We start from the raw sequence: 20,550 nt of genomic DNA, 5'->3' as shown, positions 1-20,550 counted from the left end.
GCGGGCTGAACTGACGACGCTTCTCGGTCATGTACAGATCCTCTCTCATCCCGAGATTCACTGTCCAAGATCATTGGCACACCCCACCGTCCTTCTCCCGACCACTTGCTACGTCGAACGGTCGCGCAATGGAAGAGATCATTCGGGCCGCCGGTGGCCGCCGCGACGGCCCAGTCGATGAACAGCAAGGCCACCGATACGCGCTAGACCAAGCGCTCCGGCAAGGTCAAGTTCGAGTGTGAGGATGGGAATCGGCTAGTCGACTGTCTCACCGGCCTACCCGAAGAGCGTTGCCGCACATCAGGAATAATGCTGAAATGTCGTCTTGTTCAGGATCCGCCAAGAGATTGAAAACACCGCGGGTCCGGTATCTGATCGCGTTCGCCGCAGCAATGTTCCTCCTCACCAGTTGCGGCACCACACCCGTCGATGAAAACAGCCTGCCCACAGCCTCATCGCATGCACCTCTGACGGGCGGAACACACACCACGATGGACGCCGTCACAGCCACGCTCCCACTAGCATTGGCCCAGAGCAGCATCTGCTCACAAGGATCGAACACCGAAGCCGGCGACCTCTACCTCTTCTGCACCGTCTCCTCCGCATCACCACTGAACAGAGGGCTCTCCGACAACAACATCGTCTATCTCGTCTGGGTGAACAAGGCCGAAGCCGAACGAACACTCCAGGACTGGCGCGACGGGGACCGGCCTGAACTCGTCACCGAAAACACCACACACACCGCAGCAGCGCGCCTCGAATACCGCGACGCCGTCAACTCCGTGCACTACGTCGACACCATCAACGGACTCAACATCGACATCAGTGCAGGTAGTCTGCAAACTGCAGAAGAAGCGACAACCTTCCTCCGCCGCGCCGACCTCATGAACTGAGACGACAACTACCGTTCCCCCTCCGATGCCGCCGAGGGTCATGTCTAGAGCTCTGCCGTAGCGCGGGGAGCTTCGAAGATCGTGTGTAGGGCGGCGATGTCACCGTCCATGACGACGGCTGATGCGATGGCGTCGATGGTCAGCACTCCTGCTGCCAGACCCAGCACGATCGGGGCCTCGGCACTCAGAACGGCGCCGACATCCCGCCCGTCCGGCAGACCGACATCGATACCTGTGGGTGTGGCGCGGAGTTGGATGAAGTGGTCTGCAACCGAGACGTTCACCGGCGCTGTCTGACCGACTGGGACACGGCCGGTGAACAAGGCCTGAAGGGCCAGCGACATCCACTCGGGCCGGAACTCGTCGTCTTCTGGACCGCGGATCATCAGCGGCGTCGACCACCGGATCAGTCCGTTGATCGGCTCGCGAAGTTCGGCACCCCACGGCGTCAAGGCGTAGGTGATGGCATTCCCGCCTTCGGACAGGCGTCTTTCGATCACACCGGCGGTCTCGAGGTCGCGCAGGCGGCCGGCCAACAGGTTCGTGGCGATGCCGGAGAGGGCTTCGCGCAGGTCACCGTATCGCGGCGGATCTCGTTGTTGCAGGTGGAGTGCAGAACATGAGCGCGATACCGATCGCCTCGGCGTTGACGGTGGGGCAGCAGTTCGGCTTCGAGACACCGTTTCACGGGTCAATCGGGTGGCGTCGGATGTACGGTGATCAGGAGGTTTCCCAGTTCCGCGGCGCGGAGTTGATTGCTCGGAACTGGCAGATCAGTCGTGGCGAGATGGAACAGTGGGCGTTGCAGAGCCATGCCCGGGCTCGATCGGCGATCGAGAACGGGCGATTCGAGAACGAAATCGTGTCGGTGGGCGATTTTCGGGTCGACGAATGCCCGCGAGAGACCAGTCTCGAGAAGATGGCGGCTCTACCGACGTTGTTGCCGGGCGGCGTTGTCACCGCGGCCTCGGCGAGCCAGATCTGTGACGGAGCGAGCGCGGTTCTCGTGGCGTCGGCGGCTGCGGTGGCCCGTCATTCCTTGACTCCGCGAGCACGCATTCATCATCTGAGTGCGCGGGGCGCGGATCCCATCTTCATGCTCAGCGCGCCGATACCGGCCACGAAGTACGCGCTGGGCAAGTGCGGATTGAGTATCGACGACATCGACGTGGTGGAGATCAACGAGGCTTTCGCGCCGGTGGTGTTGGCGTGGATCAAGGAAACCGGTGCCGATCCGGCGCGGGTGAATGTCAACGGCGGTGCGATCGCCCTCGGGCACCCGCTCGGCGCTACCGGAACGAAACTGTTCGCCTCGATGCTCAACGAACTCGAACGCACAGGCGGGCGCTTCGGCTTGCAAACGATCTGCGAAGGTGGCGGCACGGCGAACGTGACGATCATCGAGCGCTTGGGATGACGCCTGTTCTCGGGTGTTCGTTTCTTCGCTGACAGTGGGGTCGCGGGCAGTGGGGGTCGGTCGGCTCACCGGAGCGTCGACTCAACCGACCCCGCTCTCAGATACGTTCGATGATCGTGGCGGTGGCGAGTGCCCCTCCGTTGCACATGGTGATCAATGCCGTTGAGGCGTCGCGTCGTTCGAGTTCGTGCAGTGCGGTGGCCATCAGTCGGGCTCCGGAACTTCCCACGGGATGTCCGAGGGCGATCGCGCCGCCGTTGACGTTGACCGTGCCCATGTCGGGGTCGTGCACGCTGGCCCAGGACAGGACGACGGAGGCGAATGCCTCGTTGATCTCGAACAGGTCCAGATCGCCGATCTTCATTCCGGCCTTGTCGAGCACCCGACTGGTTGCCTGTACCGGTCCGTCGAGATGGAATTCGGGTTCGGCGCCGACGAGGCATTGCGCGACGATCCGGGCACGCGGCGTCAGGCCCAGTTGTTCGGCGCGGGTGTGGTCCATCAGCAGGACCGCAGCTGCGCCGTCGGAAATCTGCGACGAGGTGCCTGCGGTGTGAATTCCGCCGGCAATAATCGGTGTGAGCGCGGCAAGTGCCTCCGCAGTGGTCTCTCGCAGACCCTGATCTTTCTGGACCAGCATGTAGGTAGGTTCGGAGCCGGATGAGGACACCGGCGCTGTGACGGGCAGCACTTCGGTGTCGAAACGGTGCTCCGCCCACGCGCGGTGCGCTTTCACCTGCGAGTGCACACCGAAGGTTTCGATGTCGGTCCGCGTCAGGTTGCGGCGCCGGGCGATGCGTTCGGCGGCCTCGAATTGATCGGGCATGTCGATGTTCCAGGAGGCAGGACGACGAGGTCCGGCATGCTCGCCGACGTTGGCGCCGAGGGGCACTCGGCTCATCGCTTCGACGCCACAGCCGATCCCGATCTCGAGCGCGTCGGTGGCAATCAGACCGGCGATCAGATGAGTCGACTGCTGGGCGGAGCCGCATTGGCAGTCGATGGTGGTGCAACCGGTCTGCCAGGGAAGACCGGCATGCAGCCATGCGGTCCGCGTCACGTTGTTGGCCTGTTCGCCGGCTTGGGTGACACACCCCCCGATGACTTGTTCGACGAGCATCGGATCGATTCCGGAGCGTTCGAGTAGCCCTCGCTGAGCGGCTCCCAGCAGTTCGGCGGCGTGCAGACCCGAAAGCCATCCTCCGCGCTTTCCGATGGGAGTGCGTACCGCTTCCACGATCACAGGATTTCCCATGTGGTGTCGTACCTCCTCAAGTAGCAAAAATCATTAGAACGTGTTTGTCCTTTTTAGGGCAACGAATAAAGCTATACCACAACATATTTCAAATCACGGAGGTCCATCACTGCAACATGTTTCACTTTATGGATTCGCCATGGCCGACACTCTCCCCTCTGCGCCGACGGATACCCACGCAAATTGCTAAGATTCGCAAGTACCACAACCGGTGGGAGCTTCTGCGCTCGTTTCGCAGGGGCAGGACAGCGGCGCGCCACACCTACGCGCATGCCGACGATCCGACTCGAGTGACAGGAGGCGTCGTGGTTGTAAACTCGCGCCAGCCGCTTTATCAGATGAAGGCCGATTTCTTCAAAACCCTGGGACACCCCGCACGTATTCGTGTCCTCGAACTCTTGAGTGAGCGTGAGCATGCCGTCTCGGAAATGCTCCCCGAGGTCGGGATCGAGCCGGCAAATCTGTCACAACAACTGTCCATCCTGCGCCGCGCAGGCCTGGTGACCGCACGCCGGGAAGGACTGTCCGTCTCTTATGCTCTGACGTCGCCGCGTGTCGCCGATTTATTGACCACGGCGCGAGCCATCTTGACCGGGATGGTCGCCGGCCAGGCCGAAATGTTGGTCGAGGAGATTCCGGAGCCGCCCGCTCTGGCCGGTAAAGCACGGTAAGGCACGGTAAGGCACGGTAAGGCACGGCAAAGCACACATCATGCGGGACGCTCTCCCACACATATCCACTAGTTGCGAAATTGCTAAAGTAAGTACATTGTAGAACTGGCAGCCGGACATCCAGCTGATCGATCCGAAAGAGGTGGCGAGCGGTGACGACCAACGACGTCCATCCGGACGGTGCAGTCTTGAGCCGCGTCGATGTCGCGGTGGTGGGAGTTGCCGCGGCCAGATCGCATCGCGCCGCGGTCAGGACGCGGTCACCGTGGGAGGCGATGGAGGACTACGCCGCCATGATCTGCGACCGGACGGCACTGCACGCGGTTCGGTTGCCCTTGGCAACGGCGGACGTCAACACCGTGATCGCCCGCGTACTGAGCCTGCAACCGCGCATCTCCGCTGCCTTCGTCGTCGGACTGGACGCGCATGCCGCCACCGCCGTGCAGCACGGGGTCGCCGAGCGGGGCGGCCCGCTGGTCGTCACCGAGATCGACGTCGTGACAGCAACATTGACCGCGATGACGATTTCGGCGCTGCGGAACCTCGTCGTGGGGCCGCGGGTGGGGCAAGTGGTGATCACCGGCGCCCATCGAGCGCCGATGCTCGGGCCGACGTTGTTGATGTCCGGTGTCGCCGGTATCAGCAGCTGGCGCACCAGTGATGCGCACCAGTTTCCGCTGCGCCGACTGATGGAGCACAACGATGTTCTCGTCGATCTCGATGGCTGCGTGGGCGATTCGGTGCCCGCGCGGCAAGTGGTGAGCTTGCCTGGTGACACTTTCGATCACGGCGCGGTCGTTCTTCCCGGGCTGCTCGGTGTCCTCTGCGGCCATGGCGTCACGGTCCTGACCGCCGAGATGATCGCCGCCTGCGCGCGCTCACTGGCGTTGATCACCCCTGCGGGGTGCACTCTCCCGTCCGCGGACGAGCGGATGTTGCTCTCCTCGATCGCCAGGCAGGTCACCAAATCTCTCGGCCACGCCCCTCCGTACAGCACCCACCCGCACTGATCGAATTTCTCACCTATCCCGCTCGGACAGGTGCGTACCGCACCGAACATATGTCAGGAGAACACAGTGACAACCCATATCGACTCCGACCCGATTCGTCTCGGCGCGCTTCGTGCCGACATCGCGGCCTGGGTGGCCGAGGTCGAGGACCTGACCTCACCGCGTGAGGTGGTCTGGTGCGACGGGTCCGGCGCCGAATGGGATCGCCTGACCGATCTGCTCGTCGACAAAGGCACGTTCGTGCGCCTGGACCGCAAGCCGAACTCGTTCCGGTGTGTCTCCGATCCCGAGGACGTCGCCCGGGTCGAGGACAGGACGTTCATCTGTTCCCAGTCGCGCGAAGATGCCGGTCCGACGAACAATTGGATGGACCCCCTCGATATGAAGACGGTCATGACCGAGCAGTACCGCGGCGCGATGTCGGGGCGCACGATGTATGTCATCGCCTTCTGCATGGGCCCCCTCGATGCCCCGGAACCGAAATTCGGTGTCCAGATCACGGACTCGGAATACGTCGCCGTGTCGATGCAGATCATGACCCGGTCCGGGACACCGGTCTGGGAAGCGCTCGGTAAGGATGTCGAGTACGTCAAATGTCTGCACTCGGTCGGCGCACCCCTCTACGACGGGCAGGTCGACGTCCCGTGGCCGTGCGATCACACCAAGTACATTTCCCATTTCCCCGAAGAACGCACCATCTGGAGCTACGGTTCGGGCTACGGCGGTAACGCGCTGCTGGGGAAAAAATGCTACTCCTTGCGTATCGCGTCGAAAATGGCCAAAGACGAGGGTTGGCTGGCAGAGCACATGCTCATCCTCAAGCTCACCTCCCCGGACGAGGTGGTGCACTACATCGCCGCGGCATTCCCGTCCTCGTGCGGTAAGACGAACATGGCGATGCTCGATCCCACGCTCGAGGGGTGGACCGCGGAAACGATCGGTGACGACATCGCCTGGATGCGGTTCGGTGACGACGGCCGGCTCTACGCCGTCAATCCCGAAGCCGGTTTCTTCGGTGTCGCCCCCGGTACCAGCACCGCGACGAACCCACATGCCATGGCGACGATCGAGAAAGGGAACTCCATCTTCACCAACGTCGCCCTGACCGACGACGGCGACGTGTGGTGGGAAGGGATGACCAAACAGCCCCCGGCGCATCTCCTCGATTGGCAACAGCGCGAGTGGACTCCGACATCGGGAACACCGGCCGCACACCCGAATTCACGTTATTGCACCCCGATCGCACAGTGCCCGACAGTGGCGCCGGAATGGAACGACCCGGCAGGGGTTCCGATCTCGGCGATCTTCTTCGGAGGCCGGCGCGCCACCACCATGCCGTTGATCACCGAATCCTTCGACTGGCAGCACGGCGTCTTCCTCGGTTCGACACTCTCCTCGGAGACCACGGCCGCCGCAGCCGGCGCCGTCGGGGTGGTACGCCGCGACCCGATGGCGATGTTGCCGTTCCTGGGCTACCACGTCGGGGACTATTTCCAGCACTGGCTCGATATCGGCGTGCGCACCGATTCCTCGAAGTTGCCGAAGATCTTCTACGTGAACTGGTTTCGCCGCGGCGACCACGACGAGTTCCTGTGGCCCGGCTTCGGAGAAAACTCGCGGATTCTCAAGTGGGCGCTCGAACGCGTCGACGGAACCGGTGACTCCGAGGCGACCCCGATCGGTCACGTTCCGACCCTCGATGCCTTGGATCTGACCGGACTCGACCTTCATCGCCCCACCATTGCCGCTGCGTTGAAGGTCGACCCGGCGGAGTGGGCGGCCGAACTTCCCCTCATCGATCAGTGGTACGCCACGATCGGCGGCAACAGACTCCCCGACGCGCTGCGTGAAGAGTTGCGTGCCTTGCGTCAACGACTGTCGACATTCGATTACGAACTCACCGACGAGGCCCCGTCCCGCGACACGCATTTCCGGCGTGTGCGCACCCGCGCCGACGACTGCTGACCCCCGAGCAGGGCTGCCAGCGCATCTCACGTCGAGTCTCTCGCGCTGGAGGCCCTCACCGAAGGTCCCGATCCTGTCAAGTTGCCCCTCAACCTCCCGGATCGGGATCTTCTGACGTGAGACCGAACGTGGTGATCTCCCACCCAGAGCGCCGTCAACTCGACGAGCGCAGCGGGGAGCCCAGGACAGCCGTCGACAACGCCCGCTCCCCACACCATGGGCACACGTTTCCGCCCGGCGTCACCGCGGACCGACGGCACAACCTGGCACATTCGCGGCACTGCAGCAACGGCGCGCTCAGCAGTCCGCGCAGTGGTGTTACACGCATCACCGCTCCCTTCATCTGGTTACTTGCTAATATTAGCAAGTAACCAGACAGGCTTCCACTTTCTTCTCGCAGTACCGAGGAACCTTATGACCGCTACGCCCGCACCGAATTCCACTCCGTCCCCGCAGAACTCGCTCGGCCGCACTGCCCAGGCCGTACGGGACCTGTTGCCGCGATGGAGCGAATGGAGTTCGTCGCTGCGCGCACCCGGCGCGGATCTGCTGGCCGGCCTGATCGTGGCACTGGTCGCTCTTCCGCTGGCCTTGGGATTCGGCATCTCCACCGGGCTCGGGGCGGCGGCCGGGCTGACCACAGCTGTCGTCGCCGGCGCCGTCGCCGCTGTCTTCGGCGGCTCCCGGTTCCAGGTGTCCGGGCCGACCGGGGCCATGACCGTGATCCTGGTTCCCATCGTTCACGAATACGGCGGATCCGGTGTCCTGGCGGTCGGGTTGATCGCCGGCATCGTGCTGGTGGTGTTGGCGTTCGCCGGAGTGGGGCGGGCCGTGCGTTTCATGCCGGCACCGGTCATCGAAGGGTTCACCGCTGGTATCGCCGTGGTCATCGCCCTCCAACAGATCCCGGCCGCTCTGGGTATCACCGACGCCGAAGGGGACAAGGTGTGGCGCAGCGCAGCGGACGCGGTCGCCAAATTCGTCGCGCACCCCTCGATTCTCACCCCGGCAACAGCGCTCGCGGTGGCCGTCGCCATCCTCGTCGGCGGACGCTACTTCCCCAAGGTTCCGTTCTCGCTCGTCGCCGTGGCTGTCGCGACGTTGGCCGCGCAACTGCTGCACCTCGACATCGCCCGCATCGGTGAAATCCCCTCCGGCATCGCCGCACCCACACTGAACTTTCTGCATCTAGGGGATCTGACCTCGCTGGTGGCCCCGGCCCTGGCAGTGGCCGCGCTGGCCGCCCTCGAATCACTTCTGTCGGCGACCGCGGCGGATTCGATGGGAGTCGGGACCCGCCACAATCCCGACCGGGAATTGTTCGGACAGGGGTTGGCGAACATCGCCGCACCCCTGTTCGGCGGCGTCCCGGCCACCGGCGCCATCGCTCGCACGGCCGTCAACGTTCGCTCCGGCGCGCGCAGTCGCCTCGCCGCACTCACCCATGCCGTCATCTTGGCCGCGATCGTCTACCTGGCATCGACCCTGGTCGCCGAGATACCCCTGGCCGCTCTCGCCGGGGTGCTGCTGGCCACCACCGTGCGCATGGTCGAAACAGCCTCGATCATCGCCATCGCGCGCGCTACCCGAGCCGACACCGCGGTCATGGGCGCAACGTTCCTGGTCACCGTCGCACTCGACCTCGTCACCGCGGTCGCGGTCGGTGTCGCATTCGCCGCGATCCTGGCACTGCGCGCAGTGGCGAAATCGGCCAAGATCGAACAAGTCCCACTCGATGACGACGGGCACCAGAGCGAAGAACACGAACTGCTCCGTGAACACATCGTCGCCTACCGCATCGACGGCGCCTTGTTCTTCGCCGCCGCTCACCGCTTCCTGCTCGAATTGGCGGACGTCTCCGACGTCAAGGTCGTCATCTTGCGCATGTCACGGGTGACCGCGATCGATGCCACCGGCGCCATCGTCCTCAAGGACGCCATCGACAAACTCGAACACCGCCACATCACCGTCTTGATTTCCGGTATGAAACCGGACCACCTCCGGCCACTGAAAGCCCTCGGTGTCTTCACCACCTCCGACAGCGAACGCCGACACATCTTCTCCGACACACCACGCGCCATCGAATACGCCCGCATGCTGGTGCTTCCGAGGAACCAGTACCTATCGATGAACATCGAGGAATGAAACACCATGTCCCAGAACGGAACCATCGCACATCCCACCTTCGCCCAGCACCTCAAGTACCTCGCCGGACGCACCCTGCCGGACGAGTTCATTCCGTGGGTGATCGAGGACATCACCGGCCCCGGCGCCGCCCGCCGCTACGCGACACGGTGCATCGTGCCCTTGCTGCCGATCCTGGTGGGGCTGTTGCTGATCCCCGGCCCCTGGATCATCCGGATCAGCATGGTGCTCTTACTCTTCCTGCCCTTCGTCTATTTTCTTCTCGCCTTGAAAAAGATCTACCTGCGGCACCGTCTGGTCAGCCACGGATTGAGTCCGGCGCTCCTCGACGTGCACGAGAAAAAGAAAATGGACGAGGAAAAGCAGGCCTACGAATCCCGCTACCGCCCATGACGGCGCGGTCCACGTCAGGAACAGATCCGATGAATCCGCCCCCGGCCTCCCTGACGGCGGCGATGGCATCCGCTGCCGCTGTGGTGCTGGCGATGGCCGCGGTGTTCTACGTCCTCACTGCCTGACCAGGCGCACCGGACCGTACAGACTGGAGAACGCGTTGAACACATCCACCGGACTCTGCGGCGGCGGAGAAGGCGACGCACTCATCGCCACGCCCTCTGCTCAGTGAACCTGCGAGACGTTTCACGAATCGAAGAACCAGTATGCCGAACAATGAAAAGGGTGGACCCGTGAACAATGCACTGCCGCCGTGCCCACAGTGCGCCAGCGAATACAGCTACGAGATGGGGGCGCTCTTCGTGTGCCCCGAATGCGCTCACGAATGGACATCTCACCAGGGATCGCAGATGGTCGACCGGTCCATCGTTGTCGACTCTGTCGGAAATGAGCTTTCCGACGGGGACGCGGTCACTGTTGTGAAGAACTTGAAGGTCAAAGGCAGTCCGACAGGAATCAAAGCTGGAACCAAGGTGCGCAACATACGCCTGGTCGACGGTGCCGACAACCACAATATCGAATGCAAAGTCGCCGGAATCGGGTCGATGCAACTGAAATCCGAGTTCGTCAAGAAAGCATGACAGCTCCGTCGATGTCCCAGGGCGGTGAGGAATTCTCGTGTCCATGATCCGGGTGCATGTGGCGTTCGCCGTTCTCGCGGTCCTGGGTCTCGCAGTTGCCGTGCCCTACGCTCTCTGGCTTGCACGGCATCGCCATACCGATGCCGTGGGTGGTGAACGGCGGTGGGTGCTCGCGTGTTTCGGGTTCGTGATGATCACTGTCGCGGCGATCGGCATTGTCGTCACCGACATCTAGCCCGCCGCATTCCTTGCGCTGACACATCGGGTCGTCTCGATACGAGTGCGGCCTGGAAAATTCGACGGCCACCAGATATTCACCGACGAACGTGCGCGCCATTATCTTCGAAGATTTTGCGCACGGCGACGAACGTGGTTGTCCGGTCGGTACGGTCTTTTCCCCTTCCGGAATCACGCTTGTCGCGTGAGTGCGCGTCGGTATCGTCGTCGAGGTATCGAGAGAAGAACGGTAGCGAACCGATGATGACGTAGACCAGGACCAGAGTAGGAATTTTCACCGTCGGCGCCGCCAACGCCGCGGTCGATATCGTGACGAATACCGTACGACGGATGACGTGTCTGATGTTCGTATTCCTTTCTCCTCTAGCCCTTTTCACCGCTCACATACCCCCACTGAACGTCGGGACGGCTCGGGCGATCCTCACGCGAGAAGCTCGGCGAGGATCACCGCCGTGGATACGACTGGATCAGAGAAGTTCGAGGATGGTGGCGTTCGCTTGACCACCGCCCTCACACATGGTCTGCAATCCGTAACGCGTTCCTGTGCTCCGCATGTGGTGGATCATCGTCGTCATCAGGCGTGCGCCACTACCACCGAGGGGATGTCCGAGTGCGATGGCGCCGCCGTGCGGATTGAGCCGCTTCGGGTCTGCCCCTGTTTCGGCCAGCCAGGCAAGGGGCACCGTGGCGAAGGCTTCGTTGACCTCGAAAACTCCGATATCGGACAACGTCAAACCGCTGCGCCACAAGGCTTTCTCTGTGGCCGGAATCGGTGCGGTCAGCATGATCACCGGATCGGCGCCCGCCAGGACGGCAGTATGGACTCGAACGATCGGTGTCAGCCCCAACTGCGTGGCCTTCTCGCTGGTCATCATCAACAGGGCGGCCGAACCGTCGGAAATCTGGGAACTGTTTCCCGCCGTCACCACCCCGGTGTCGGAGAACGCGGTCTTGATCCCGGCCAGGGTTTCCGGCGTTCCGCCGCGGCGGATCCCCTCGTCGCGGGCGATCTTGGTGCCGTTGACGAGCACGATCGGCAGGATCTGGTCGTCGAAGTATCCGTCGTCTTGCGCGTGCGCGGCTTTCGCATGCGAGGCGAGCGCGAAGTCGTCACATTGACGGCGCGACAGACCCCACTGCTCGGCGATCATTTCCGCACCGACCCCTTGCGAGGGGGCGACGCCGTGATAGCGCGCCAAGAACCAATCTCCCAGGGGATTCATCCCGCCGGACGAGGATCCCATCGGAACTCTGCTCATGGATTCGACGCCGCCGGCGACCACCACGTCGTACTGTCCGGCAATCAACCCTGCGGCAGCGAAATGCACCGCCTGCTGCGATGATCCGCACTGCCGGTCGATGGTCACCCCGGTGACGGTGTGCGGCCACCCTGCCGCCAATACGGCGGCCCGCCCGATATCACCGGTCTGCTCACCGGCCTGACTGACGCATCCCCAGATGACATCGTCGACGACTGCGGGATCGAGGCCGGTGCGATCGGCCAGTCCCACCAGAATCTGGGCCGACAAATCGGCCGGATGAATGGTCGAGAGCGCTCCGTTACGGCGACCCAAAGGGGTTCGTACGGCTTCGACGATCACTGCATCGCGCATTGTGTGTTCCTTCATCCATCAGCCGGCGAGGTGCCCGGCTTCCCGCGGAACTCACGCAAGCCCATGCGACCGAGTTGGTCACGGGGAGTCGCAAGCATCCCTGACAACAGCTACTTGCTAATATTCTTAACTAGATATTATGGCAAGATGGCGTGAGCTTAGCCCTACCTGTCCGAGAGCACCAGAAGCCGAACACCACCCGTTCATTCGAAGGGACGTCATTGATGGCCAGCACGCAGGAAACCATCGTCACCGAGCTCGCACAGATCATCGAAGAGGTCACCGGAATCGAGCCGTCCGAAATCGGTATCGGCACGTCCTTCGTCGACGATCTCGGTATCGACTCACTGTCCATGGTGGAGATCGCGGTACAGACCGAAGACAAGTACAACGTGAAAATTCCCGACGAGGATCTGTTGGGTCTGCGCACTGTCGGCGACGTCGTGGACTACATCCACACCCTCGAAGCCGCGGCAGCGCTCGAACTCGCCGCGCCGAGCAGCGACAGGTGAACACCACCGAGGCACGCTCCTGGCTCGGCCGCGCACCCAATGTGGTGGTCACCAGCCTCGCAGCGACCACATCGGTCGCCGGGGACGTCGCCGGCACATGGAGGGCGCTCCTCGCGGGAGAGAGCGGAATCGGTCTTCTCGACGATTCGTTCGTCGAGGAATTCGACCTGCCGGTCCGTATCGGCGGTCACTTGAAGGTCTCTCCGGACGATGCCCTCACCCGGGTGGAGGTCCGGCGGATGAGTTGGCCGGCGCGGGTCGCGTTGACACTCGCTCGCACGGCATGGATCGACGCGGGCTCACCCGACGTCGACAAGGATCGTCTGGCGGTGGTCATCGGCACCGGGCTCGGAGGCGGCGACACCCTGATCGATGCGGTCGACCGGCTCAGAACCGGCGGCTACCGCAAGGTGTCCCCCTTCGCAGTGCAGATGGTCATGCCCAACGGCCCCTCCGCGACGGTGGGCCTCGAACTCGGCGCCCGCGGTGGGGTGATGACGCCGGTGTCGGCATGCTCGTCAGGAGCGGAAGCCATCGCGCAGGCCTACCGGATGATTGCGATGGGTGACGCCGACATGGTCGTCGCCGGCGGAGTCGAAGGCCGCATCGATTCGTTTTCCATCGCCAGCTTCGCCACGATGCGCGCGCTGAGCTCGAACAATGCCGACCCTGCCGGTGCGTCGCGTCCGTTCGACAAGGATCGGGACGGTTTCGTCTTCGGCGAGGCCGGAGCGCTGATGGTCCTTGAAACCGAGAAGCATGCCCTCGCACGCGGGGCAACGATCCATGCGCGTCTGCTCGGCTGCGGTACCACCTCCGACGGTTACCATCTCGTCGCTCCCGACCCCACCGGCCGCGGAGCCGCTCGCGCGATGACCCACGCCATGCAGCGGGCCGGGCTGACACCCGCCGACATCACCCACGTCAATGCCCACGCCACCGCCACCCCGGCCGGCGACATCGCCGAAGCACAGGCCATCACCACAGCGGTCGGCACACACGCGGCGATCTACGCCCCGAAATCTGCCCTCGGGCACTCCGTCGGAGCCGTCGGAGCGCTCGAAGCGGTTCTCACCGTCCTCGCCGTCCGCGACGGCGTCATCCCCCCCACACTCAACCTCGACACACTCGACCCGAGGATCGACCTCGACGTGGTCACGACAGCGCCGCGCATCGGACCCGTCGACTACGCCGTCAACAATTCCTTCGGCTTCGGAGGACACAACACCGCTCTCGTCTTCGCTCGCCCTTGACCCACCTCACGAAAACAGGACCCATGCCGACCGTCACCCTCAACCATGTTCCCGTCAACTACGTCGTCACCGGATCCGGCCCGCGTGTACTGCTGATCATGGGAGCCGGCAGCCCCGGCCGAGTATGGAACACCTACCAGGTTCCGGCGCTGGTGAAGGCCGGCTTCGAAGTAGTCACGATGGACAACCGCGGAATCTCGAGCATGGCCGGGATCGAGGGGATGAGCATCGCCGATCTCGCCGCTGACGCAGCGGCCCTGATCGAGCATCTCGGCGGACCCGCCCACGTGATCGGCACATCACTGGGCTCACGAGTCGTACAAGAGCTGGCGATCACCCATCCTGAACTGATCGCCAAGGCGATCATGCTCGCCGCCACCGGCCGACCACACCCCGTCGAAGCCGCCCTCAACCGCGGACAACAGGCCCTCCACCAGGCAGGGATCGATTTGCCCCCGTCCTACACCGCGGCCATCAGCGCGGTGCTGAACCTCTCCCCGCACACCCTCGCCGATCCGCAGAAGGCACAGGAATGGCTCGACATCTTCGAGTACTCCGCACCCACCACCACCTCTGCCGGGGTCCGCGCCCAGACCGCGATGGATCGATCCCACAATCGACTGACTGATCTCGCCGCGATCCAAGCACCGACCCTCGTCATCGGGTTCGGGGACGACCGCTTGACCCCGCCTGCGCAGGGCATCGAAGTCGCCGCAGCCATCCCCGGTGCCCGATACGAACAAATCGCCCAGTGCGGTCACTTCGGCTACCTCGAGCGACCCGAGGAGGTCAACGCTCTGCTGATCGCCTTCCTCCACGGCCGGCCCTTGACGCAGCAGCCATGACGGACCGGCACCTTCCCTGCCGCCGCGAGCGACTGTCCGCACGCGGCGAGAACACACCCCCTCAGGACCCCATGACGGCTGATCGCCCCGACCTCGACGCACCCGCCCGACAACACGCCACGAATCCGCCGCTACCGGTAGGCGGGAAAGTTGCCGTGATCACGGCCGATCCGATGTGGTCTCCCCTGCGCCGTTTGCACCGCAACCGCAGAACCTGGGGCGAGGGATACGCCGCGCTCATCCGCTACCGCACCGCATTACGCGCCGAGCACACCGCTCTCTCGTTCAACGACGTTCCCCGGTTGGTCGAAACCATCCTCGCGCTCCCGGATCACATCGAAACGGTATTCCTGATCGGGTTACCGCCCTACGGGACCGTGATCGTCCAACACGAAGTAGCCGCCCTCCAAGGCCCGCTCGTCATCGCCGACAACGAAACCATGACCGCCTCGCTCGCGGCCCTCGCCCTGACCGCCCTCGACCGGCAAGGCGTGTGGCCGTGGATGGCGACCGTTTACATCTCGCAGTCCCGACACGCGCCCCTCCTCGACGAAGTGCTGACCCGGTGCGGCATCGGCACCGTCACCGACATCGACACCACCAACTCCACACGCGAGGACACCCGCCGGCTCATCGCACAGTGCGATGTGCTGATCGACTTGTCCACCAGCGAGAAATCGAACTCACCGCTTCGGTGCATTCGCCCGCCCGCAGATCCGTTCGAATACTCGTCGTTGCCGCTCGCGGGTCTGCTCAGTGCAGGGTCCGGTCACCGCATCACCATGATGACCCCGGATCTGATCGCCGCAGCGGCACGCGCGCTGCACTCGCGCACCCCAGCGCACCGCTTTCTACCGGACATCACCGACCGCATGCTCGTGCGGACGGTCTCCGAACACGTCGGAGCAGCTATCACTGCCTCCACACTTCACACCCGGCTCCAGCGATGACAACCCGACCACCGGCACACCGACACGGAACAGCGCCGCCTCGACCCGCAGTAGTGACCGCACGAAAAGCCGTAATGCCGCGGGGTACTACATCGAAGTTCGTTCCGACACCGCACAACTCGACAGCCTCCGACCCCGACAGCCATCCTCACCAGATCACCCCCGAATATCTCACCTGCAGGAGACCCATCATGCGCTTTCGCTACATCGGAACAGAGGAAATGATCTACCAAGGTCCTCCTGCCCGTGTTCTCGGATTCGGCGACATCGTCAAAGCCCCCACCAACCCCAATCCACGATATTTCGAACCACTCGAAGCGAACCCTGAATTGGACGGACAGCAAGAGTAAGACCCCCTTCCGCCTGACAAACGCATGATCACGGGCCGCGCCAGGGGGTGAACAAGAGTGGCGCCCGAGCTGTTACGCGCGCGGCAACTTCCGACAGTCGCCCGCAATCCCGCCCCCAAAGCGTCACTCTCACAACGGAATATACCACCAGACGTGAAACAGGAAGCCTTACCATGAGGGGAGCACCCTCAGAAAGAACATCGACACGCTCGCTAATCGTCGCTGACAAGACCGATCCCAGGCACGTCCCGAAGCCCCCGTTCTACGACATGAAAGCAATCCAAACAACACAATTCCCGCCAGGCACAGGTCCGACTCGACCGCAGGCGGCCACGTATTCACCCAGGAGCGCAAAGATGAAGTACCGCGTCACCCCTTCAGCAGCTGTCACCGCGGCCGTGACGTACTTGTTGGACCAACCCGACGCCGCCGAATTCAGGAAAAAGCACCAAGCACTGATCACACCTGCACTCACGCCCGGCCGCCACAGCGACGATTACACCCCCGCAGATACTTTCGCGCTCAACTCAGCCCGCCGACGAGCCCGCGAGCTGGGCGATCCCGATCCCACGATTGTCTCCACGACCCTCAATCCTGATGGTGACGACTCCGCTCAGTCGGTCGGGCGCCATCGACAAAGATAGCGATCGTGGCGCCACTTTCCGCCTTGCACTCCGGGCAACTCGGGGCACATCAATCCGTTGATCGACTCATGCACTCCGGATCAAGAAGAGCCGGTAAAGCTCTCCGGCTCGATCCAAAGCCAGAAGTGAGTTGTCGAGAATCTTCGGGGAATTATGGCAAGTCCGTCGATAACCGGAACGCGACGACGCCGTCAAGGTTCGCGGCTATCTGCTGCGCAGGCGAGGAGGGGCACTTGTACAGACGACTTAGAAACACGTGGATCACCAGGGGACGACGCCCTCATCGTCGAAGAAACCACCACGCGGCCCGCCATCGGGCAGCGTAGCGAGCCGGATCGCGATCGCAGCACCCTGCTCCGGCGTCCGCAACCCGGCGAAGCCCGTGAAATCAGTCGCCACGTAACCGGGACAGCTGGCGTTCACCATACCAATGCCGCAGCCAGAAGCGACACAGCGTGCTGACACCCGCGCATAAAATTTCCTTCTCGGCTGCACAATCCCGCGAGCGGATCAGCCCCCGCGAAACGGCGTCACAAATACACAGGGCACTGCGCGGGCGTCCTCCAGATCCAAGGCATGGAGCACATGACCCGTAGCCACCCTGGACGCTGCAAGGGCTAGGTGGTCTGAGTAGTCCTGCGAACATCCATCCTGCACAACGATATTCGTGGCGTTAGGCGCTACGACATATCCACTGGTGAACGGAAGCACCAACTGGTCGTATCGGGTCATGATGTTCGTGTACGTCACGGTTGGCGCATAAGGCCCGGCAACTCCGGTCTCGCCGCCCGCCCATAACTTGGCCAGGAAACCCGAAGCCGGTAGCCCTTGAGGGCAACCCGCACAGAATGGAATCACCGTCCGCGCGTCATCGGACGCTAGGTCGAGGATCCACTGGCCATCGCCATTCGGACCAGTCCCGAGAGATCCACGCCAAAGCGGACCCAACGACACAAATTTGTCCACAACGCGCTCTCCGCCAAGATATTTGACGTAATAGTCACCTACGAGAGTGCCCTCTGAAATTGCCACGATGTCGACCTTCTGTGCGCCGGTGGAGCCTCGAACACGATCGACGAACTCCGCAACTTCCACTGCACTGTCATCGAACTGTCCGAGACCGCCCACCGAATCGAACGGCGCAGGCAGGTTCTCGTCGATGCCGTAAGTGAGCGCGAAGACGCAATACCCTTCATTGGCCAGTAGCGGTGAGATTGTGGTGAATAGATTGAACCGATTGGCTCCCAGTCCGTGTAGAAGAACCACAGGCTCCGGATGTGCCGGTGAAGGTACACAATTCCAGTCATTGGAGCCCACTGCGGATCCGTACGGATCACGGACGGAGTCCTGAACGAAGAGATCATAGGGAACGGGGTACTGAGGCTTGGCCGTCGCGGTGGCGCCGGCAGACGAGCCGATCAGTAGTGCCAGGCCGCCTAGTATGACCAGCACGGATCGAAACGCCGACATCTCTACCTCCGTAAATAGCGGACAATTGGCGTTACGCTAACGGCCTTTGACAGACGATACGTAAGAATGACTAATACCTGCGGATTGGAGGGAGTGACGACGCGAGGGCAAGATCAACCGGGCGGATTCGATCTGCTCAGATGCACTCTTTCGCGAAGGACCTCTGGAACTGCTTGCCACACGATATGTATGGCGCAGTGAGGAACCGACTGATCACAGCTACGTATGCGATGCGTTGTCGATCCGGGAGCTGGCGGCTTCGAGGGCAAGTCGGCGAACCTCGACGATCGCTCGTTCGAGTATTACGGTTCCGATGAGCATCGTCTCGACGGCAGCCGTGCGATCCGGCATGGCCCGGGCGTATTCCACTTCGCTTTGGGTGGTCCGCTCGATGATGTCGGCGACACTGTCGAAATCGGTGAGCGCTGTCGGGAAATCGAACCGGCGCAGCGTGGCGACAAGTTCGGCCAGGCGATGCGGCGCGGGCGCGTCCGACTGGATGTGCCAGTCCCTGGACGAAAGCCATTCCTGCACTTCACTGTAGGCCGCTTCGATGTTGGTGGGCCGGGTATCGGCGGACACCTCGTCGAGGCCGTGCATTACCGCCCCGAATGCGTCGTGCACGGGCGTCGATTCATCGTCAACTGCCGCGAGTGTGGCACGCACATGTGAAATCGAGAGACCGCCGATGTCGATCAGGGAGCGGATCAGGCGCAGTCGCCGTATGTGCTGTTCGCTGTACACGGCTTGGTTGGCGGCTGTCCGCTCACCGCCTGTCAGCAGGCCCTCGCGCAGGTAGTACTTGATGGAGGCAACCGTCACCCCGCTGCGCTGACTGAGTTCGGAAACCTTCACGGGCCCTCCTTGACTTCACAAGTGGATAGTAGCACTATCCACGGCATGGATAGAGACACTATCCATGCCGTGGATCGATCGCGGAACCGACACCAAAGGGGACGCTCCGATGGCCCGAAGTCGAGTCCAGACCGGCCGTTACACCGCAGAGATCGATGACGACTTCGTCGTCTTCCTCATCGGCATCCGCATCAACAAACTCTGGAAGATCCACAAGTGGGTCGGCCCATTCCTCTCCATGCCGCGAATGCTGCGCGAGCTGCGTCTGCACCCTGACAAAGGCCTGTTAGGGGCTCGGATAGCGCTGGGCGGACGTACATTCACCGTGGTGCAGTATTGGCGCAGCTTCGACCAACTCGAAGCGTTCGCAAAGAATCCGAACGATCCACACCTGCCAGCATGGAAGGCTTTCAACAAACGAATCGGCGCCAGCGGCGACGTCGGGGTCTACCACGAGACCTACAGAGTCGGCGCCGGCCAGCACGAATCGATCTACTCGAACATGCCCGTCATGGGACTGGCCGCAGCCGGAAAATCAGTCGTAGTGGGCAAGCGCAGCGAAACAGCGAGGGCCCGCATCGCTGGGCGATGAACCGAACACCCGATTCAGATTCACACGGGTCACCTCGTGTCACGGCCCAGCTGCAATGAGCCGCCTTTCGCAGATACTCTGCAGCAGGCAGGCGATCCGAGCGACCCAATGCTCGACCGATTGGATCGCAAGGTATGCATGATGTTTCGAGCCCAGCCATCCCTCACATAGCGCCGAGTACGTCGGGCACGACGTCCTGGTCCAGTCGCGACGCGACGCGAAGACTGCGAAGCGCTTCTTCGGCACGTTGATGCGCAAGCAGGGCCGGGTGCCGAGGGTGCTGGTGACCGACAAGCTTTCCAGTTACGCTGTGACGCAACGGGAGTTGATACCATCGGTCGAACACCGGCGCTCGAAGTACCTCAACAACCGCTCGAAGTACCTCAACAACCGTGCCGAGAACTCGCACCAACCCACCAGGCAGCGCGAATGGACAATGAAGTTCTTCCGCTCGCCCGGTGCGGCTCAACGGTTCCTGTCGGTGTTCAATGCGATCTCGCCACACTTCCGACCCGGTCGACACAAACTCGCCGCGAGCGATTACCGCTCCCAAATGACCAACCGATTTGCCACCTGAAACCAAGTCACCGGGGTAACCGTCTCCGCCTGAACCCGGTTTCCTACCAACAGAATCTACCAGCCTTCCCGAATGCTGTTGACTCCAAGTTGTGTTCAGCTAAGTTGACAGAGCCCTCCCCACACACGAGTCCAGAAGCACACCTGACTTCGTCGGCGAATGCCCGAGCTTGCCATAAACCGTCGGTCTAGGCGGGTATGCCGTAGCTCATCTTCATCGTTTCCGGGTTCTCCACCAATGCCATCAAGTTGGCGAAGGCATC

General features: G+C 62.7%; 23 protein-coding genes and 1 pseudogene. 17 read left to right on the top strand and 7 right to left on the bottom strand.

The window, feature by feature from the left end:
- Nucleotides 1-347: 347 nt before the first annotated feature.
- Entirely contained in the window at nucleotides 348-893 is a 546-nt protein-coding gene (locus tag R4P65_RS32175; RefSeq protein WP_230817074.1) for a hypothetical protein, read from the top strand.
- Nucleotides 894-937: 44 nt separating this feature from the next.
- Here R4P65_RS32175 and R4P65_RS32170 read toward each other — a convergent pair whose 3' ends face one another.
- Complete coding sequence (locus tag R4P65_RS32170) at nucleotides 938-1,573, bottom strand: winged helix-turn-helix transcriptional regulator (protein ID WP_317829565.1); 636 nt, start codon at nucleotides 1,571-1,573, stop codon at nucleotides 938-940.
- Between R4P65_RS32170 and R4P65_RS32165 the strand changes: the two are divergent.
- Nucleotides 1,480-2,310 (top strand): annotated as a pseudogene (locus tag R4P65_RS32165) (acetyl-CoA C-acyltransferase); the annotation flags it as partial. The gene R4P65_RS32170 and the pseudogene R4P65_RS32165 overlap by 94 nt on opposite strands.
- A 97-nt stretch (nucleotides 2,311-2,407) precedes the next feature.
- Here R4P65_RS32165 and R4P65_RS32160 read toward each other — a convergent pair.
- Nucleotides 2,408-3,565, bottom strand: coding sequence for a steroid 3-ketoacyl-CoA thiolase (locus R4P65_RS32160; RefSeq protein ID WP_317829564.1), 1,158 nt, complete (start codon nucleotides 3,563-3,565; stop codon nucleotides 2,408-2,410).
- A 305-nt stretch (nucleotides 3,566-3,870) separates the two neighbouring features.
- On the opposite strand from R4P65_RS32160, the gene R4P65_RS32155 reads away from it, so the two are divergent.
- The 3 genes from R4P65_RS32155 to R4P65_RS32145 all read left to right on the top strand — a co-directional run bounded on the left by R4P65_RS32155 (nucleotide 3,871) and on the right by R4P65_RS32145 (nucleotide 7,211).
- A complete protein-coding gene (locus R4P65_RS32155) occupies nucleotides 3,871-4,236 on the top strand; it encodes an ArsR/SmtB family transcription factor (protein WP_019747233.1) in 366 nt (121 codons plus the stop codon).
- A gap of 152 nt (nucleotides 4,237-4,388) precedes the next feature.
- Nucleotides 4,389-5,246 carry a hypothetical protein gene (locus tag R4P65_RS32150; RefSeq protein ID WP_317829563.1) on the top strand — a complete coding sequence of 286 codons (858 nt, stop codon included), beginning with the start codon at nucleotides 4,389-4,391 and terminating at the stop codon, nucleotides 5,244-5,246.
- A 66-nt stretch (nucleotides 5,247-5,312) separates the two neighbouring features.
- Nucleotides 5,313-7,211 (top strand): phosphoenolpyruvate carboxykinase (GTP), encoded by a 1,899-nt coding sequence (locus tag R4P65_RS32145; protein WP_411742618.1) that lies wholly within the window; start codon nucleotides 5,313-5,315, stop codon nucleotides 7,209-7,211.
- A 154-nt stretch (nucleotides 7,212-7,365) separates the two neighbouring features.
- On the opposite strand, the gene R4P65_RS32140 is transcribed toward R4P65_RS32145, so the two are convergent.
- Nucleotides 7,366-7,539 carry a hypothetical protein gene (locus R4P65_RS32140; RefSeq protein ID WP_154606736.1) on the bottom strand — a complete coding sequence of 58 codons (174 nt, stop codon included), beginning with the start codon at nucleotides 7,537-7,539 and terminating at the stop codon, nucleotides 7,366-7,368.
- Nucleotides 7,540-7,625: 86 nt separating this feature from the next.
- Here R4P65_RS32140 and R4P65_RS32135 point away from each other — a divergent pair, with 86 nt between their 5' ends.
- From R4P65_RS32135 to R4P65_RS32120, 4 genes are all read left to right on the top strand, one after another.
- Nucleotides 7,626-9,356 (top strand): SulP family inorganic anion transporter, encoded by a 1,731-nt coding sequence (locus R4P65_RS32135; RefSeq protein WP_317829562.1) that lies wholly within the window; start codon nucleotides 7,626-7,628, stop codon nucleotides 9,354-9,356.
- Between the two features lie 6 nt (nucleotides 9,357-9,362).
- Nucleotides 9,363-9,749, top strand: a complete 387-nt coding sequence (locus R4P65_RS32130) for a DUF5313 family protein (RefSeq protein WP_019747229.1) — start codon at nucleotides 9,363-9,365, stop codon at nucleotides 9,747-9,749.
- Nucleotides 9,750-10,015: 266 nt separating this feature from the next.
- Entirely contained in the window at nucleotides 10,016-10,390 is a 375-nt protein-coding gene (locus tag R4P65_RS32125; protein ID WP_208722214.1) for a zinc ribbon domain-containing protein YjdM, read from the top strand.
- A 37-nt stretch (nucleotides 10,391-10,427) separates the two neighbouring features.
- Nucleotides 10,428-10,625 carry a hypothetical protein gene (locus R4P65_RS32120; protein WP_154606734.1) on the top strand — a complete coding sequence of 66 codons (198 nt, stop codon included), beginning with the start codon at nucleotides 10,428-10,430 and terminating at the stop codon, nucleotides 10,623-10,625.
- Between the two features lie 79 nt (nucleotides 10,626-10,704).
- Here R4P65_RS32120 and R4P65_RS32115 read toward each other — a convergent pair whose 3' ends face one another.
- Both R4P65_RS32115 and R4P65_RS32110 read right to left on the bottom strand, forming a co-directional pair.
- The gene (locus R4P65_RS32115) at nucleotides 10,705-10,905 is read right to left on the bottom strand and encodes a hypothetical protein (protein ID WP_317829561.1); all 201 of its coding nucleotides are present in this window, start codon (nucleotides 10,903-10,905) and stop codon (nucleotides 10,705-10,707) included.
- Nucleotides 10,906-11,094: 189 nt separating this feature from the next.
- Nucleotides 11,095-12,240: a thiolase family protein gene (locus R4P65_RS32110; RefSeq protein ID WP_317829560.1), complete on the bottom strand. Its 1,146-nt coding sequence runs from the start codon at nucleotides 12,238-12,240 to the stop codon at nucleotides 11,095-11,097.
- 224 nt (nucleotides 12,241-12,464) lie between these two features.
- On the opposite strand from R4P65_RS32110, the gene R4P65_RS32105 reads away from it, so the two are divergent.
- The 6 genes from R4P65_RS32105 to R4P65_RS32080 all read left to right on the top strand — a co-directional run bounded on the left by R4P65_RS32105 (nucleotide 12,465) and on the right by R4P65_RS32080 (nucleotide 16,794).
- Nucleotides 12,465-12,752 carry an acyl carrier protein gene (locus R4P65_RS32105; RefSeq protein WP_047269790.1) on the top strand — a complete coding sequence of 96 codons (288 nt, stop codon included), beginning with the start codon at nucleotides 12,465-12,467 and terminating at the stop codon, nucleotides 12,750-12,752.
- The gene (locus tag R4P65_RS32100) at nucleotides 12,749-14,005 is read left to right on the top strand and encodes a KasA/KasB family beta-ketoacyl-ACP synthase (protein WP_317829559.1); all 1,257 of its coding nucleotides are present in this window, start codon (nucleotides 12,749-12,751) and stop codon (nucleotides 14,003-14,005) included. Before R4P65_RS32105 ends, R4P65_RS32100 begins: the two co-directional genes overlap by 4 nt.
- A gap of 23 nt (nucleotides 14,006-14,028) precedes the next feature.
- Complete coding sequence (locus tag R4P65_RS32095; protein WP_317829558.1) at nucleotides 14,029-14,850, top strand: alpha/beta hydrolase; 822 nt, start codon at nucleotides 14,029-14,031, stop codon at nucleotides 14,848-14,850.
- The gene (locus R4P65_RS32090; protein WP_317829557.1) at nucleotides 14,847-15,800 is read left to right on the top strand and encodes a hypothetical protein; all 954 of its coding nucleotides are present in this window, start codon (nucleotides 14,847-14,849) and stop codon (nucleotides 15,798-15,800) included. Before R4P65_RS32095 ends, R4P65_RS32090 begins: the two co-directional genes overlap by 4 nt.
- 191 nt (nucleotides 15,801-15,991) lie before the next feature.
- A complete protein-coding gene (locus tag R4P65_RS32085; RefSeq protein ID WP_230817964.1) occupies nucleotides 15,992-16,150 on the top strand; it encodes a hypothetical protein in 159 nt (52 codons plus the stop codon).
- Between the two features lie 356 nt (nucleotides 16,151-16,506).
- Nucleotides 16,507-16,794 (top strand): hypothetical protein, encoded by a 288-nt coding sequence (locus R4P65_RS32080; RefSeq protein WP_317829556.1) that lies wholly within the window; start codon nucleotides 16,507-16,509, stop codon nucleotides 16,792-16,794.
- Between the two features lie 510 nt (nucleotides 16,795-17,304).
- Here the strand turns inward: R4P65_RS32080 and R4P65_RS32075 are convergent.
- Entirely contained in the window at nucleotides 17,305-18,264 is a 960-nt protein-coding gene (locus R4P65_RS32075) for an esterase/lipase family protein (RefSeq protein ID WP_317829555.1), read from the bottom strand.
- A gap of 219 nt (nucleotides 18,265-18,483) precedes the next feature.
- A complete protein-coding gene (locus tag R4P65_RS32070) occupies nucleotides 18,484-19,119 on the bottom strand; it encodes a MerR family transcriptional regulator (protein WP_317829554.1) in 636 nt (211 codons plus the stop codon).
- A gap of 64 nt (nucleotides 19,120-19,183) precedes the next feature.
- Between R4P65_RS32070 and R4P65_RS32065 the strand changes: the two genes are divergently transcribed.
- Both R4P65_RS32065 and R4P65_RS32060 read left to right on the top strand, forming a co-directional pair.
- On the top strand, nucleotides 19,184-19,711 hold the full coding sequence (locus R4P65_RS32065) for a DUF4188 domain-containing protein (protein ID WP_317829553.1): 528 nt from the start codon (nucleotides 19,184-19,186) through the stop codon (nucleotides 19,709-19,711).
- 196 nt (nucleotides 19,712-19,907) lie between these two features.
- Nucleotides 19,908-20,288 carry a DDE-type integrase/transposase/recombinase gene (locus R4P65_RS32060; RefSeq protein WP_411742619.1) on the top strand — a complete coding sequence of 127 codons (381 nt, stop codon included), beginning with the start codon at nucleotides 19,908-19,910 and terminating at the stop codon, nucleotides 20,286-20,288.
- Nucleotides 20,289-20,550 lie beyond the last annotated feature (262 nt).

It is taken from the genome of Rhodococcus sp. IEGM 1318 (assembly GCF_033142465.1).
GTDB lineage: Bacteria > Actinomycetota > Actinomycetes > Mycobacteriales > Mycobacteriaceae > Rhodococcus_F > Rhodococcus_F qingshengii_B.
This window is presented reverse-complemented; position numbering and strand designations above follow the sequence as displayed.